Annotated in this window: 13 protein-coding genes; 6 read left to right on the forward strand and 7 right to left on the reverse strand. The window is 56.8% G+C overall.

Annotated features, from left to right (window positions below):
* Positions 1 to 70 precede the first annotated feature (70 nt).
* A complete protein-coding gene (gyrB, locus tag ACE3SE_RS03075; protein ID WP_374553833.1) occupies positions 71 to 2,461 on the forward strand; it encodes a DNA topoisomerase (ATP-hydrolyzing) subunit B in 2,391 nt (796 codons plus the stop codon).
* 264 nt (positions 2,462 to 2,725) lie between these two features.
* On the opposite strand, the gene ACE3SE_RS03080 is transcribed toward gyrB, so the two are convergent.
* From ACE3SE_RS03080 to ACE3SE_RS03095, 4 genes are all read right to left on the reverse strand, one after another.
* Positions 2,726 to 3,364 (reverse strand): HNH endonuclease, encoded by a 639-nt coding sequence (locus ACE3SE_RS03080; RefSeq protein ID WP_374553835.1) that lies wholly within the window; start codon positions 3,362 to 3,364, stop codon positions 2,726 to 2,728.
* Positions 3,365 to 3,568: 204 nt separating this feature from the next.
* A complete protein-coding gene (locus ACE3SE_RS03085) occupies positions 3,569 to 4,495 on the reverse strand; it encodes a restriction endonuclease (RefSeq protein ID WP_374553837.1) in 927 nt (308 codons plus the stop codon).
* Between the two features lie 156 nt (positions 4,496 to 4,651).
* Complete coding sequence (locus ACE3SE_RS03090) at positions 4,652 to 4,900, reverse strand: hypothetical protein (protein ID WP_374553838.1); 249 nt, start codon at positions 4,898 to 4,900, stop codon at positions 4,652 to 4,654.
* Positions 4,901 to 4,926: 26 nt separating this feature from the next.
* Entirely contained in the window at positions 4,927 to 5,166 is a 240-nt protein-coding gene (locus tag ACE3SE_RS03095) for a helix-turn-helix domain-containing protein (RefSeq protein ID WP_374553840.1), read from the reverse strand.
* 436 nt (positions 5,167 to 5,602) lie between these two features.
* Between ACE3SE_RS03095 and ACE3SE_RS03100 the strand changes: the two genes are divergently transcribed.
* Positions 5,603 to 6,001 carry a hypothetical protein gene (locus tag ACE3SE_RS03100; protein ID WP_374553841.1) on the forward strand — a complete coding sequence of 133 codons (399 nt, stop codon included), beginning with the start codon at positions 5,603 to 5,605 and terminating at the stop codon, positions 5,999 to 6,001.
* Between the two features lie 41 nt (positions 6,002 to 6,042).
* Here ACE3SE_RS03100 and ACE3SE_RS03105 read toward each other — a convergent pair whose 3' ends face one another.
* Entirely contained in the window at positions 6,043 to 7,689 is a 1,647-nt protein-coding gene (locus ACE3SE_RS03105) for a methyl-accepting chemotaxis protein (RefSeq protein WP_374553843.1), read from the reverse strand.
* A 418-nt stretch (positions 7,690 to 8,107) separates the two neighbouring features.
* Between ACE3SE_RS03105 and ACE3SE_RS03110 the strand changes: the two genes are divergently transcribed.
* Both ACE3SE_RS03110 and ACE3SE_RS03115 read left to right on the forward strand, forming a co-directional pair.
* The gene (locus ACE3SE_RS03110) at positions 8,108 to 9,022 is read left to right on the forward strand and encodes a glutaminase (protein ID WP_374553844.1); all 915 of its coding nucleotides are present in this window, start codon (positions 8,108 to 8,110) and stop codon (positions 9,020 to 9,022) included.
* Positions 9,023 to 9,091: 69 nt separating this feature from the next.
* A complete protein-coding gene (locus tag ACE3SE_RS03115; protein WP_374553846.1) occupies positions 9,092 to 9,940 on the forward strand; it encodes a hypothetical protein in 849 nt (282 codons plus the stop codon).
* Positions 9,941 to 9,986: 46 nt separating this feature from the next.
* Here the strand turns inward: ACE3SE_RS03115 and ACE3SE_RS03120 are convergent, their stop codons facing one another.
* Entirely contained in the window at positions 9,987 to 11,090 is a 1,104-nt protein-coding gene (locus tag ACE3SE_RS03120; RefSeq protein WP_374553847.1) for an autotransporter outer membrane beta-barrel domain-containing protein, read from the reverse strand.
* A gap of 885 nt (positions 11,091 to 11,975) precedes the next feature.
* Between ACE3SE_RS03120 and ACE3SE_RS03125 the strand changes: the two genes are divergently transcribed.
* Together ACE3SE_RS03125 and ACE3SE_RS03130 are read left to right on the forward strand one after the other, a co-directional pair.
* Entirely contained in the window at positions 11,976 to 12,101 is a 126-nt protein-coding gene (locus ACE3SE_RS03125; protein WP_255434235.1) for a hypothetical protein, read from the forward strand.
* Between the two features lie 535 nt (positions 12,102 to 12,636).
* Positions 12,637 to 13,638 (forward strand): cytochrome-c peroxidase, encoded by a 1,002-nt coding sequence (locus tag ACE3SE_RS03130; RefSeq protein WP_165494117.1) that lies wholly within the window; start codon positions 12,637 to 12,639, stop codon positions 13,636 to 13,638.
* Positions 13,639 to 13,717: 79 nt separating this feature from the next.
* Here the strand turns inward: ACE3SE_RS03130 and ACE3SE_RS03135 are convergent, their stop codons facing one another.
* A complete protein-coding gene (locus tag ACE3SE_RS03135) occupies positions 13,718 to 14,848 on the reverse strand; it encodes a branched-chain amino acid ABC transporter substrate-binding protein (protein ID WP_374553850.1) in 1,131 nt (376 codons plus the stop codon).
* Between the last annotated feature and the right edge of the window lie 297 nt (positions 14,849 to 15,145).

Raw genomic sequence — 15,145 nt, forward strand, 5'->3', positions numbered from 1 at the left:
AGCAGCAAAGGGAGGTACAGCGGACGGGATGTTCCCCGCCGCCCCCTCCCCCAGCGCAGGAAAGAAGCGGATGAGCGAACAGGAATACGGCGCGGATAGCATTAAAGTCCTCAAGGGTCTGGATGCGGTACGCAAACGCCCCGGCATGTACATTGGCGATACCTCGGACGGCACCGGACTGCACCACATGGTGTTTGAAGTGCTGGACAACGCCATTGACGAAGCCCTGGCCGGCCATGCCGACACCATCAAGGTCATCATCAACCCCGACAACTCCATCACCGTATCGGACAACGGCCGGGGCATCCCCACCGACATCCACCCGGAAGAAGGACGCTCGGCGGCCGAAGTGATCATGACCATCCTGCACGCCGGTGGCAAATTCGACAGCAACAGCTACAAGATTTCCGGCGGCCTGCACGGCGTGGGCGTCTCCGTGGTGAATGCGCTGTCCGACTGGCTGAAGCTGAAAATCTGGCGTGACGGCAAGGTGCACGAAATGGAATTCCGCCGTGGCGACGCCGTGGCCCCGCTCACCGTTACCGGCCACAGCAACCACCGCGGCACCGAAGTCACCTTCCGCGCCAGCGAAGAAACCTTCGGCCTGGTGGAATACCACTTCGACATCCTGGCCAAGCGCATCCGCGAACTGTCCTTCCTCAACCAGGGCGTGGGCATCACCCTCATCGACAAACGCACCGGCAAGGAAGAAAACTTCGCCTTCTCCGGCGGCGTGGCCGGCTTCGTGGAATACATGAACCGCAACAAGAGCGTGCTGCACCCCAAGGTGTTCCACGGTTTTGGCGAAAAAGACGGCATGAGCGTGGAAGTGGCCATGCAATGGAACGACTCCTATCAGGAAAGCGTCCAGTGCTTCACCAACAACATCCCGCAACGTGACGGCGGCACCCACATGACCGCCCTGCGTCAGGTGATGACCCGCACGCTCAACCAGTACATCGAAGAACACGAAGTCGCCAAAAAGGCCAAGGTGGACACCACCGGCGACGACATGCGCGAAGGCCTTACCTGCGTGCTGTCCGTCAAGCTGCCCGACCCCAAGTTCTCCAGCCAGACCAAGGACAAGCTGGTCTCCAGCGAAATCGGCCCGGTAGTCAACGAAGTCATCAGCGAAGCACTGAAAAGCTATTTGCTGGAAAACCCCAACGACGCCAAAACCATCTGCGGCAAGATTGTGGACGCCGCCCGCGCCCGTGAAGCCGCGCGCAAGGCCCGCGAAATCACCCGCCGCAAAGGCGTGATGGACGGCCTGGGCCTGCCCGGCAAACTGGCCGACTGCCAGGAAAAAGACCCCAAGCTGTGCGAACTGTACCTGGTCGAGGGTGACTCCGCCGGCGGCTCTGCCAAACAAGGCCGCGACCGCAAATTCCAGGCCATCCTGCCCTTGAAGGGCAAGATTCTCAACGTGGAACGCGCCCGCTTCGACAAGATGCTGCAAAGCCAGGAAGTCGCCACCCTGATTACCGCCATGGGCTGCGGCATTGGCAAGGACGAATACAACCCGGACAAACTGCGCTACCACCGCATCATCATCATGACCGATGCCGACGTGGACGGCGCCCACATCCGTACCCTGCTGCTCACCTTCTTCTACCGCCAGATGCACGAACTGGTGGAACGCGGCCACATCTACATTGCCCAGCCGCCGCTGTACAAGGCCAAGCACGGCAAGCAAGAGCGCTACCTGAAGGACGACTACGAGCTGAACCAGTACCTGCTGCAACTGGCACTGGAAAAAGCCGAACTCATCCCCGGCACCGACGCCCCGGCCCTGGCCGGTGACACCCTGGCCGAAGTGGCCCGCCAGTTCCTGGTGGCCCGCGCCGTCATCGAACGCGAAAGCCGCGTCATCGACCCGCTGGTGCTGGAAGCCATGCTGAAATCCGGCCGCCTGTCACTGGAAAGCGAACACGCCTCCAACGACACCATCGCCCGCCTGCGCGCACTGGTACCGGCGGAAGCCATTACGCTGGACCTGCTGCACGACGAAAAGAACGACGGCCACCTGATCAAGATCACCCGCAAACTGCACGGCAACGTGCTGGTTACCGTGCTGGACCAGGACTTCCTGGAAAGCGGCGACTACGCCGAACTGGCCAAAACCGGCGACCTGCTCAGCGGCCTGCTGCGTGACGGCGCCACCGTACGCCGTGGCGAAACGGTGAAACCGATCAGCGAATTCGGCCAGGCACTGGACTGGCTGCTGGCCGAAGTGAAAAAGGGCATGAACATCCAGCGCTACAAAGGCCTGGGCGAGATGAACCCGGAACAGCTGTGGGAAACCACCATGGACCCCAATGTGCGCCGCCTGCTGAAGGTACGCATTGAAGACGTGATGGGCGCGGACGACGTGTTCACCACCCTGATGGGCGACGAAGTAGAACCCCGCCGCGCCTTTATCGAAGGCAATGCCCTGATTGCGCGGAATATTGATGTGTAAGGGGTAGGCTCCTGCAGCACGTGCAAAACTGCATGCGCAAAGGTAAAAAAAGCGACCGGATTTTCTGGTCGCTTTTTTCTTGCTAGGGCATGTATTTGAACTATCAAGGATTCCTTGACAGTTTCCATCCGACACAGCACTCAAGCCGCAAAGCCATTATCAAGCTGCATCTACACATGCAGCATCATCGCCTCACCAGCCCATCACGCCACAGCATGAAGCCACGAAGGGGCTACCTAATATGCAAGCATTAAATATCAACGATTACTTGCTATCCACAGTATGGGTGAATGACAGTACACGCTCCAAACCATCCCATGTTGACTTTACTGGTTCAAAGTCTCTTGGATCATACAAACCTATTTCTTCAAGCGAATATTGCATTTTCCCATAGTTACATGCACTACAGGTAATTACCACATTCTCTAAATCATTACTCCCACCATGCCAATGTGGAATAACATGATCATACTGGAGCCAAAGACACTGAAAACCAGCATGCTGAGTAATATTACTACTCCCCCAAGGAATTTGTTCCGGATAAATTGAATGCAGGTATTTCCTTATCTCAGCACGAATAACGGGGATACCACAAAAACGACAATGATGGCCATCACGTTGCAATAGTTTACGTTTCTGATCAGCATTCGGCATTCTGACAGGCAGTTTCTCTTTTACCTCGCCACGTTCAATTTTTCTGACCTGCACGTAAGGGCTATTTTTTCCCCAGATTGACTCTGTCCATTCCCTGACTCTTGAATGATTAGCTAAAGCAAACAGCTGCTTTGCAACATCAGAATTTCCTTGCATATGGGCAGATACGGCAGCATCAAGATATCGAGCTACATCAAATATTTCTTGAATCGGCTCGCGCAGCATGCGCTTCAATTTGAGATTATCCAAATTATTTTTCCCTTAATATTAACATTCTGAACAATACAGTTTTATTCTCATAAAGAACTTGACGACTTTCCACCTGCATTTTTATTTTCTTGCCCGGGCAGAATATCAATATACATATAGCGACGAAGAAACCGGGGCTGATTTATTTACACAAATAATTATTCGCACAATCTATTTTAAAATAAAGACATAATACGATTTACATCAGGTATTCCTCATCCCCAGCGTCTGTTTACACCTCGGATAGTTGTGACATCCCCAGAAATCCGGTCTACCGCCTTTGCCAGCCACATGACGCATACGGATGCCGCAATGCGGGCAGGTGGGGGTGGTGTAATCGCCTCGGGTGGCAAATTCCAGTAGCTGCTGCTTGGCATCAGCAGGCAGGCGCTCAATCATGGTCAGCATCATGGCGCCGTCGATCAGGGATATGTGGTTACTGCTGGCCACCAGCTTGGCATCGTCGGAAAACTTGCCGCTGGTCATAAAGAAGGCTTTGGGAATTTTTTCGTGCGTCATCACGCCCAGTAATTCCCGCACTGGCTTCACGCCCACGTAGCGTTCCCCCCAGGCTTTGCATTGCACGATAGATGTGGCCTTGCCGGAGTCATCCTGATACAGGCGGATATCAATCCCGCCGTCCGGCCCCAGCGGGGTGGTTTCACTTTTAATGCCGTGCAGTTGGTAAAACTGCTGGCATACATCTTCAAAGCGTTTCCATTCCAGACTATGAATCAGCGCCAGCGACCAGGCTTGTGGTTTTGCTGGTGGTGCGGGCTTGGTGGTGGGGACAGGGGGGATATTTGGCGTGACTTCACGCGGAGGAGGCGGTGCGCTTGGTCGAGCGCTAGCCGGGGAGGATGCCGGGCTAGTGCGTTCGTTGCGGGCTGGCCGTTGGGCGAACTGGCGTAGGCCTGCCAACACCGCGAGCAGGAAAAAGAAGCCTGCTGGTAGCCACGCCATTGCGGCAAAGGCTTGCGATAAAGGGTTCAGGAACATGTTGCCCGCCCACATGGCGGGCAGAATCCGCTTGAACAGAATCAAACTGGCAACAGCAAAGCCCACACTGACATACCACGGCGAGGCAATCAGCTCTTGAGCGAAACTCTGCTTTGGCTTGCGACGGGCCACACCTACTCTCCCTTAGCATCAATAAATTGACCCCAACAGGAAAACACGCGATTGGCATAAATACAAGCCTGAAAAGCAGCTACTACGTAATGGTATGGGTGTGTGATGTCGGAACGCCCCCAACAATCGCGGGGCTTCCGCTCTACAGATCTGACCTCACACGGCGGGAGCCGGTCCAATCATCGCCTCAATACCTTCTGACTCCACTTCTTCCAGAAACAGATCAAAGGCTTCCTGATCGGTAGCGAATTCGCCATCGTAAACCGTGGAGTTGTCGTACTGATCGACGATTTCCAGTGTCCAGCCGCTATCCGGCAGGCGGTAGATGAACACTTCAACCGTTTTGCCGTCGGCGGTGTATTTCTGTTGCAGCGGGGAGTAGATCAGGTCTTTTTCGTCGTACATGGCTGGTCGCTCATGGTTGGAAGCTGTCAGGGCATCAGCAGGTTGTGAACAGGCACATCCAGCGCGTTGGCCAGTCGTGTCAGGTTGTCCAGCGAGATATTGCGGGCTTGCCGCTCCACGTGGGCGACGAAGGTGCGGTGCAGGCCTGCTTCCAAAGCAAGGGCCTCTTGTGACATGCCTTTCTCCCGGCGCAAACGGATGAGGTTTGCGGCCAGTTGTGCGCGCACCAGGCGGGCGGAGGAGTCGGGAGTGGGGGTATCTGTCATGCAGGCCAGTTTTAGGGCGTGCTGCTTTTAAGTCAGCCGCTTTTACGTCACAATTTGCCCGTCACTTTTTATGCAGGTGTCGGGCATGCGCAATGCAGATTCCAACATCGCCGGTATTCCGCTGCGTTCAGCCTTGCCGGGTATTAACCAGACTTGCCGGTTTCAGCCTTGCTTCCCGCCCCCGACCCAACTGATAATCGCCAAGTGCCGTTCAATAGCGGCATCAGGTTTGGCGACCTGTGACCTAAGACGGACTGACGCAGCTGCGACTGCGGAGTGTCCGAACACACCATTGCTTCGCAGCATCTATGGCGGGCCTTGGTGGGGATACCTTCGGGTATGCCGGTTCTTAGGTCCGGTTCGCCAACCCTGCCTTGCGCCTGCCACCTCCGTTTGGCGACGTGTGGCGGGTGAACCTACCTAAGGAGGATTTGCCATGAGCCGTACTCCGCAACCACCGCCGTTCCCGTCGTCCCTGCCTTCGAATTTCCCTTCCCAGTCCGACCCGCAGTTTGCTTCTTTCATGAGCCAGATCAGCCTGCCGCTGGGCCGTTTGCATGCTTGTCTGGAAAGCTTGCAGCAGGCGCTGGGGGCAGAGCCGGACCCATTGGCCGATGCCTGCATGCAGCGGGTGTGGCGGGTGTGCCTGCAGTTGCAGGCGCGGCTGGACAAGGTGGAGGCCGACCTTAACGGCAGCCTGAAGCCGTTGACGTACTTGCTGGAAATGCTGGGGGATGAGCGCGGCGACGGCCTGTCGCGCGAGGATATGTACCGCATTCTGTCGCTCACCCATCAGCAGTTGCGCCGCGCCAGTACCGATTTGTACATGCGCTAGCGCCCGGGCAGCCAAGGCGGGGTGCCCTGGCTGCCTTTGCCTTACATCAGCGTGGCGTGGGCGGAGCTTAGGGTGTAGGTATCGACTATGCCCTTGAGCGCGCGGGAGAGCTGGTCCAGGTCTTGCGCCAGCTTGGCGGTGTCGGTGGCGGAGATGCTGCTGCGCTCGGCCATTTGCGCAATGCTTTCCACTTGCTGGGCAATATTGTTGGTGGCGACGCTTTGTTCCTGGATGGCGCTGGTGATTTCGCCCACCACATGACTGGCTTGCTGGCTGCTGTGCTGGATGCGGTTGATGGCGTCGTTGGCGGTGGTGGTGTTGCTGACGCTGTGTTCCACCAGGCCTACTACGTCCTGCATGCCGCGCACGGCGGATTCGGCGCTTTGCCGCATGTTGACGATGGTGGAGGTGATTTCCTGGGTGGAGCTGGCGGTGCGTTCTGCCAGCTTGCGTACTTCGTCGGCCACCACGGCAAAGCCACGGCCTTGTTCGCCAGCGCGGGCGGCTTCGATAGCGGCGTTGAGCGCCAGCAGGTTGGTCTGATCGGCCACGTCCTTGATCACCTGAATCACGCTTTCGATGTCTTGCGTTCTGGTTTCCAGGTCGTGAATCAGGGTTTCGGCATTGTGGATGTTGGCGGCGATATTGCGGATGCCGGTGGCGGCGTCGTTGATGACGGTAACGCCGTCGCTGGCCAGCTTGCCGGATTCCACGGTCATGCTGTTGGCTTCGGAGGCACGGTCGGCCACGTGATTCACGCTGACGGTCATCTGCTCTACCGTGGCGGCCACATTGGCCGAGGCGCTGCTTTGCTGGCTGGCGGCGCTGGCCACCTGGCTGGCGTTTTGCGACAGGGAGTCGGACACGCTGGCAATGGACAGTGCGCCACGGTTGATTTCGTTAAGGCTGTCTTGCAGGCGGGTCAGCAGTTTGTTCATGGCGTCGGCCACCTTGCCCAGCTCGTCATTGCGGGTGACGCGGATGCGCGGGGTGAAATCCAGCTTGCCGGTAACGTGGTCGATAAAGTCGCCCAGCCGGTTCAGGCGGTTACGCAGGTTGCGGATGGTGATGCTGCCAAACACCAGGCTGAACACAATGGCCAGCGCGCTGATGGCAATCTGGGTGATCAGCAGGCTCTGGTAGGCTTGCTTGTTTTTTTCACGCAGCACATCGCCCAGCTTCCAGTTGTAGTCCAGATGCTTTAGCAGCTGGTTTTCCAGCGTGACAGCGCTTTGGCGGAAATCTCCGCCATCGGCAAAACCGGCTTGTACGGCGGCGGTATTGCCGGCGGCAGCGGCACTCAGCAGCTTGCGGGTGGTGTTGATGTAGGTATCAAACATTTGCCGGTCCTGCTTCACCATGGCCAGGTCGGTGTCGTCGGAAATGTAGTTTTTCTCGTAGTCATTCAACAGCGACGTCACCCGTTCCACGGCGTCGTTCAGCTTGCTTTCTGCCTGCGCCCGGCCTTCCGGGGTGGTAAAAATCAGGTAGTCACGTGCCTGCACGCGGATTTTCTGGGTCAGTATATTGGCTTCACTCAGCGCCTTTACGCTGGGTGCGGTGTTGTCCTGATAGTACTCAAAACGGTCTTGCGCACCATTCAAGCCATAAATGCCCACAAAACTGAGGGAAACAATGGCCGCGAACAATACAGCCAGGAGAAGCGATATACGCTGAGAAATTGACATGGTGCCTCCAAACGGTGGAATCAATGCCAGGTGCAGGCGGCAGTCCATCAACTGGTGATGCATGCTGCGGCTGTCCCGGATTATTTTTATGGTTGTTTATGACAGAAAATTTATTTTGGCATTTTCTGTAAATTGAATGCCTGACAGATATCAATACATGCCGCCCCAAACGGCATACGCGGCCATAACATATGTAAATACATGTCAGAACATTGCCGCCCGCATTAATACCCGAAATGCATCCTTTGAAGACTATCACGCCATTGTGGCAATACAAGGTGTTTCATCAAACAAGGGCCACGGGTAAAGCTGCCATTCTCCCGGCCTGCCGCAGCGCAGCACCTAAAGCGCTGGAATTGGCGGCTTTGTTTCCAGTACATTAATCGCCCCGCTTAAACGCCACACAGGATGCTGCCGGATGGATTACCAAACAGTTCTGGATGACATTTACCGCGACATTACCCCCTGGCGCGGCAGCGGTACAGTGGCGGGCTATATTCCGGAGCTGGCGGGGGTGCCGGTGGACAAGTTCGGCATGGCGGTGGTGACGGTGGATGGCCGCTGCTTTACCGTGGGCGACGCCGGGGAGCGCTTTTCCATTCAAAGCATTTCCAAGCTGTTTGCCTGCGTGATGGCGTTTCGCCTGCTGGGCGATGATTTGTGGCAACGGGTGGGGCGCGAGCCGTCCGGCACGGCGTTCAATTCGCTGGTGCAGCTGGAAACCGAACAGGGCAAGCCGCGTAACCCGTTTATCAATGCCGGGGCGCTGGTGGTAACCGACGTGCTGGCGCAGCGTTTTGTGCGGGCCGACACGGCGGTGCTGGAGTTTATCCGGCGGCTGATCGGCCAGGCGGACCTCAACTACGACTCGCGGGTGGCGCAGTCGGAAATGGCGCATGCCAACCGCAACCGGGCGATAGCCCATTTCATGGCCAGCTTCGGCAATATGCAGATGAACCCGGAACAGGTGGTGGAAGCCTATTGCCGCCAGTGCGCCATCACCATGAGCTGTGTGGAACTGGCGCAGGCGGCCTTGTTTCTGGCCAATGGCGGGGTGGTGCCGCTCACCGGCGAGCGCATTCTGGACGTCAGTGCCAACAAGCGGCTGTCCGCGCTGATGCTGACCTGCGGCACCTACGATGCCGCCGGGGATTTTGTCTTCCGCGTGGGCCTGCCCGCCAAAAGCGGAGTGGGCGGCGGCATTGTGGCGGTGCTGCCGGGCGAACTGGCGCTGTGCGTGTGGTCGCCGGGACTGGACGCCAATGGCAACTCGCTGGCCGGGGTGCAGGCGCTGGAGCTGTTTACCACTTATACCGGGCGATCGTTGTTTTAATGAGGCTGGCATACCGGGGGCGATTGCCCAGGCGTTATAGTGTGGCTTTCTTTGGTTCCGGTGCCCGCCATGTTGTCCACTGTGCTGCGTAGTGTCCTGTTGTGTAGCGTGTTGCTACTGTCCGCCTGTGCCCAGCTGCCGGATGGAGCAAGCCGCCTGGTGCACTCGCAGCAGTTGCTGCAGGCCAGTGGCTGGCAAGGGCAGTTTCTGCAGGCCGGGGACTTCCGTCTGTTCAGTGCCGGCCCGGTCGCGCAGGTAGCAGGCAATCAGCCCATTACGGTTTATCTGGAAGGCGATGGCCTGGCCTGGCTCAATAGCGACACCCCGTCAGACGACCCAACCCCACTGCGGCCCACAGGCTTGCAACTGGCCTTGCAGCAGCCCGATGGCGTGGCCGTCTATCTGGCACGGCCATGCCAGTACGCGCAGCCCATGCCCGCACAATGCCAGCAGCGCTGGTGGACCTCTGAACGCTTTGCCGAGCCGGTGGTGGCCGCGCTGGACCAGGCGCTGGATCAACTCAAGCAGCAATACGGTGCCGGGCAAATCAATCTGGTGGGGTATTCCGGCGGTGCTGCGCTCGCCCTGTTGCTGGCCGAGCGGCGTAGCGATGTGCAGCTGCTGATAGGCGTGGCGGGTAATGTGGACCCGACAGGCTGGATCAGACTGCACGGCCTGTCACCGTTGCAAGGCTCGCTGGACCCACAACAAGGCTTGCAACATCTGCGCGCCCGCCATGTATGGCTGTTTAGCGGTGAGCAAGACGAAAACATCCCGCCAACACTGGCCGCAGGCGTGGCGGAACGCCTGACAGCGCAGCTGCCGGTAAGCCTGCGCACAGTGCCGGGGTTCAACCATCAATGCTGCTGGGCAGAGGCCTGGCCTGCGCTGTGGCGGGAGGCTGCGGGACAGAAGTAATAAAAAAAGGCCCTTGCGGGCCTTTTTCATTGCACCTGTGCTGCGCTCAGAAAGGCATGTTCAGGTTGAGCGATACGGTTTGGCCCAGGTAGCTCTGGCGGTATTCCAGATCGTAACGGCCGGTGATTTCCAGACCGTTCCTGGTTTTGTAGGCCAGGCCCAGTGCGCCACGACCCAGCCACGGGCTGGGGTTGATGCCGGTAGTGGTGAAGGCTGCCGTCGGTGCGCCTGCATAGGCGGAGGTGATGGCGTTCTGCTTGCTCATGGCGTCATAGCCCACACCAATACTGGTGCTGAGGGTGAGCTTGTCGTTGAGCTTGCTGACCAGCTTGCCGTCCACGCCAAATACCAGTGCTTCGGTATTTTGCGTGCCCACGTTCAGGTTGAGCGAACCGGCACCGCTTTCCTGATAACCATCAGCGCGAATGCGGGTGTAATCCACGCGCACGGACGGAATCAGGCTGTTATTTTCACTCAGCGCGTAACTGCGCGACAGGCTGAGGCCGGTGTGAACCGTCCAGCTGTCGTAGTTGGCCTTGGCCACGTTGCTGGCGAAAGAAAGCGTGCGGCTGCTTTCGTTCTTGTTCTGACCGATGTCAGCCTGGAAATCCAGCGCAGTACGTTCGTTCAGGTCGTAAGAGCCATAGCCGATCAGCTGGTAGCTATCCACATTCAGGCTTTGCGGGGCGCTGGCATTGCTGTCCACGTCGCTGCGGGCATAGCTGAAGGCGGCACCCAGGCGCAGCTTGCTGTTGAGCTTGCCATCCACACCGCCAGCCAGGCCAAAGATGTTGGCCTTGTAGCCGCTTACACCATCGGTATCTGCCTGGTCGGCACGTGAGCCGAAGGGCTTCAGCCAAACATTCTTGTCGGTGTAGAAGGTGTCACCGGACGATTGGCCACGCTGGGTATTCAAACGACCGACAATGACCTGATTGACCGCAGTGGATGCCGCCTGAACTGCCTGGCTCGCGGCACCTGTCAGCACCGGCAAGGTCTGGCTGACTGCACTGGATTGCTGCTGTGCCGTACTCAGGCCGCTGAAGCGGGATTGCAGCGCGCTATTGGCATCCAGTACACGGGCGGCGTTGATGCCGGGATTGTTGTGCTGATCCTGCGCGGAGCTGGTCAGTGTCAGGTCCGGCTGCATGCTGACCAGGTAGGCATAATAGTAAGGATTAGCGACTCCCGGACAGTTTGTTGGACAATGTACAACAGTAGAACCATTCCAATAATCAATACTTACAACGGTACTATTGAGTGCATAACCAAAAAGTGCGCCAAAACTGGAATAGCTACCCTGATAGCCGCCAGCATTGCCCCGAACCAGACCGGCCAGGGCATTACCAAGTGTGCTATTTCCCCACCACGGCTGTGCGATCAGCGTTGCCGAGTTGGCGTTGTAATTCAGATTCTGCGACGTAATGGTGTATCGGTATCCGCCATAAGCTACTGTCACCGTTGGCGGTACGTAAGGTGTAGCCTGAACAGCCGCAGAGAAGCCAAACAGCATGATGCTGAGTGCACAGATTTTTTGTTTCATCACAATCCCCACTATATTTTATTTTCCCTTGAATGACTGTTAACAATATCTAACTTATTGTTACCAAATCACACATGGCCAAATCTTACTGGCAAATTGTGTAGTTGGCATAAAAATCAGACGCCATATGGCTGATAGCAGACTGACTGGGGAAATTTGTATCCCAAATGCATCGCCAGGCGGTGATGTCTTGGTACCTGCCCTATCTGGCATGGCCATACAGCCCATGACTAGCCCGCAGCAGCCTCCGGCTTGAACTTTTTCCGCGTATCGGGCATGCACGCTCCCCCCGCGCATGGATTTGCTATTGCCAGCAATGCCATACGACTATTTTCATTATTTAACAGCCAATAGCGCCTGCAATAGCTTGTAGCAGCTGGATTTAACATTTATTGTCTGCTGGCAATTTATGTCAAGAGTTGTCAAACCATGTATTTTTCCAGGCAAGGTGCCATGTCCAAATTACTGCCACGTTCTATGGTTGGGGAAACCATGCTGAAAAAAGCTGGCCAGTACGTCTTGCATTGCCTTGATGCCATCATCGAAAAAATCTGCTGCATCAGCGGTTTGTGCCTGCTGATTGGCCTGGCACTGGGTTTTATCTTCTTTGCCAAGTAAGGGCTGACTTGCCCAGCCACCCACACGTGGCCTTTCTGGTTCACTTTGGGCCACACCTCAAACGCTCTGTCATGCATCCGCCCTGCTGCCCCTCCGCCAGCGCCAGACCTGCCCGCCACAACGCTACACAGCAAGCCAGCTGCGGTTTGTGCATTGCCTTTTTCCCTGCGTCTTAATCTCCCACTCGCCCACTGATATTTTTTGGCTATTAATGTCATTTAAAATATCAATTCGTTCAGCATGGTTTTCAATTGCGCTGTTTGATCTGCGACAAATCTGCCGGTTTCAATCTACCGCATTGTATCTGCCATTAAAAACCTTATTCATTACAAGGTTTTAATTCCACCTTTTGTTTATTTAATTTTTATGGCCCCGCAGCCAGGGGGAAATATTGCCTGTTATTTTGTGCAGGCATTTTATTCAGGAAAAATCCCTTGCCAGAAAAGGATTTGCGCAATGGCGCTGGCTTGCATTCTGGTTTAACGCTATTCAGGGCTGATTAAAACAAGCATTTTTAACGCAGATGGAGCAAACCATGAAATCTCTCCGTTATTTCAGCATGCTGTTGCCGCTATTCACCGCCACAGCAGTTCATGCCGCTGCAGCAATTCAAAGCGAGCCAATTCAACCTATTCCCAAAGCCGTGATTAAAAACCCGGCCATGGTGGAATTGGGCAAGAAGCTGTTTTTTGAACCGCGCCTGTCCAAGTCTGGCTTTATTTCTTGTAATTCCTGTCACAACCTGTCCACCGGCGGCAGTGACAATCTCAGCTCCTCGATTGGCGACCATTGGCAGCAAGGGCCTATCCGTTCCCCTTCGGTGCTGAATTCCAGCATGAATGTGGCGCAGTTCTGGGATGGCCGCGCCAAGTCCTTGCAGGAGCAGGCCAGCGGCCCGATTGCCAACCCCAAGGAAATGGCCTCCAACCATGTGCTGGCGCTGGATGTGCTGCGTTCCATGCCGGCTTATGTGAATGAGTTCAAGCAGGTGTTTGGCCGCAAGCAAATCACCATGCAGGAGGTGACGCAGGCGATTGCCGCATTTGAAGAAACCCTGGTGACGCCGGATTCACGCTTTGACCAGTGGCTGAAGGGCAACAAGAAGGCGCTGAACACGCAGGAGCTGCGCGGCTATCAAACCTTCAAGACCGCTGGCTGCGTGGCCTGCCACAACGGCCCGGCGGTGGGTGGCAATTCCTTCCAGAAGATGGGCCTGGTGTCGCCGTACCAAACCAGCAACCCGGCGCAGGGCCGAGCCGGGGTAACCGGCAAGGATGCCGACCGCATGCTGTTCAAGGTGCCTTCGCTGCGTAACGTGGCCTTGCGCGCGCCTTACTTCCACGATGCCGGAGCGCCCACGCTGGAGGCGGCGGTGTCCACCATGGGCCAGCTGCAGCTGGGGCGGCAGTTCAGCCAGCAGGAAGTTGGCGATATCGTGGCCTTCCTGCATACGCTGACCGGCAAGCAGCCGCAGGTTGTGCTGCCCATCCTGCCCGCTTCCAGCAATAACACGCCGCGCCCCACGCCCTTCAACTGAGGCCGCTTGTTGCTGTAGTAGTGTCAAAAGCCCGCTTGTTGCGGGCTTTTGGTTTACTGCATGGCGTACATGGACAGACTCAGGGCAGGGCAATCAGCTGACCGTTGCGGAAGGCATATACACTGATGGGGGAGTTTTTCAGGTCGTGCTTGTCGTCAAATTCGTAGCTGCCTGCCACTCCACTGTATTTGATGCCTGCCAGTGCCGGCTTGTACTTTTTCGGGTCGATGGAGTTGGCTTTCTGCATGGCTTTGGCCAGCAGGAACACGCCATCGTACATGGAGGCGGCATAGGTGAGCGGGTCGGTATTGAAGCGCTTCTTGTAGGCTGCCTTGAAGGTTTTGCCGCTGCTGCTCTGGTCCAGCACCGGGCCGCCTTGCGGGCAGTAAACCTTGTCGTCCACCGCCTTGCCACCCAGCTTGATCATTTCTTCATTACAGATACCGTCGCCACCCAGCAGGTAGTTGTCCATGCCCAACTGGGCCATTTGTTTGCGTAAGGGGCCGCCCTGGGCATGGTAGCCGGCATAGAACACGCCATCCACTTTCAGGCCTTTGATTTTGGTGAGAATGCCGGTGAATTCGGTGGCCTTGTCGGTGGTGAATTCACGGGCGGCGATCTGGATGCCATTAGCCTTGGCGGCCTTTTCAAATTCGTCGGCCAGTCCCTGGCCATATGCCGTGCGGTCGTCGATCACGGCAAATTTTTTCACCTTGAGGTTTTTCGCGGCAAAGGCGGCCATGCGGGTGCCGGACTGGCTGTCGGTGTTGCCGATGCGGAATACATAGGGATAGCCGTTGAGCGTGACCTTGGGATTGGACGCCACGGTGGCCATGACGATCTGGGCGTCATTCAGCAGTTTGGAAATGGGAATGGCCACGCCGGAGTTGTACGGCCCCAGCACGGCATTGACGTTGGCATCGACAAAGCGCTGGGCCACGGTCATGCCGGTGCGCGGGTCGGCACTGTCGTCTTCCGACATTAATTCAAAGCGGGTTTTCTTGCCCGCAATGATCAGGCCCTGTGCATTGACGATATCCAGTGCCATACGGGCACCATTTTCATCATCCTTGCCGGTGGCGGCTTGCGGGCCGCTCAAGGGCCCGGTCAGGCCGATCTTGACCACCTGTTCGTCTGCCGCGTGGGCAGTGGCGGACAGCATGCCGGCGACGGCCAGCACCATACAGGCTGGGCGCAGTTGTTGAGTCATGGACACGGTGTTCTCCTGATTCTGGGCGATTGGATGGGGAATATGACAGGGTATGGCCGCCCTGCTGCTGCATGCAGTGTTATCCATGGTTGTCAGCATGGTTTTGCCATGTGCGACTGCAACAATTCTGCAAACGACCCGGCGGACAACGCCTGGCTCAAAACCATTTATCTCCCCGGTTTGGCCATGATGGAACGATGCTCGCGGGCAAAACATGCCAATGTAGTACAAAAAGGGATGCTGCTGGAAGCCGTGGCAAACCGGACTGGCTGTGCCAGGTAAATATTTAAAAAATCT

The organism is Aquitalea pelogenes (genome assembly GCF_041914625.1).
Classification (GTDB): domain Bacteria; phylum Pseudomonadota; class Gammaproteobacteria; order Burkholderiales; family Chromobacteriaceae; genus Aquitalea; species Aquitalea pelogenes.

What these genes read in the sequence shown, in the direction of transcription:
- gyrB (WP_374553833.1), top strand. Translation starts at nt 71, where the DNA reads ATGAGCGAACAGGAATACGGCGCGGATAGCATTAAAGTCCTCAAGGGT.
- ACE3SE_RS03090 (WP_374553838.1), bottom strand. Translation starts at nt 4,900, where the DNA reads ATGTACGACGAAAAAGACCTGATCTACTCCCCGCTGCAACAGAAATAC.
- ACE3SE_RS03095 (WP_374553840.1), bottom strand. Translation starts at nt 5,166, where the DNA reads ATGACAGATACCCCCACTCCCGACTCCTCCGCCCGCCTGGTGCGCGCA.
- ACE3SE_RS03100 (WP_374553841.1), top strand. Translation starts at nt 5,603, where the DNA reads ATGAGCCGTACTCCGCAACCACCGCCGTTCCCGTCGTCCCTGCCTTCG.
- ACE3SE_RS03105 (WP_374553843.1), bottom strand. Translation starts at nt 7,689, where the DNA reads ATGTCAATTTCTCAGCGTATATCGCTTCTCCTGGCTGTATTGTTCGCG.
- ACE3SE_RS03110 (WP_374553844.1), top strand. Translation starts at nt 8,108, where the DNA reads ATGGATTACCAAACAGTTCTGGATGACATTTACCGCGACATTACCCCC.
- ACE3SE_RS03115 (WP_374553846.1), top strand. Translation starts at nt 9,092, where the DNA reads ATGTTGTCCACTGTGCTGCGTAGTGTCCTGTTGTGTAGCGTGTTGCTA.
- ACE3SE_RS03120 (WP_374553847.1), bottom strand. Translation starts at nt 11,090, where the DNA reads ATGCAGCCGGACCTGACACTGACCAGCTCCGCGCAGGATCAGCACAAC.
- ACE3SE_RS03125 (WP_255434235.1), top strand. Translation starts at nt 11,976, where the DNA reads ATGCTGAAAAAAGCTGGCCAGTACGTCTTGCATTGCCTTGATGCCATC.
- ACE3SE_RS03130 (WP_165494117.1), top strand. Translation starts at nt 12,637, where the DNA reads ATGAAATCTCTCCGTTATTTCAGCATGCTGTTGCCGCTATTCACCGCC.
- ACE3SE_RS03135 (WP_374553850.1), bottom strand. Translation starts at nt 14,848, where the DNA reads ATGACTCAACAACTGCGCCCAGCCTGTATGGTGCTGGCCGTCGCCGGC.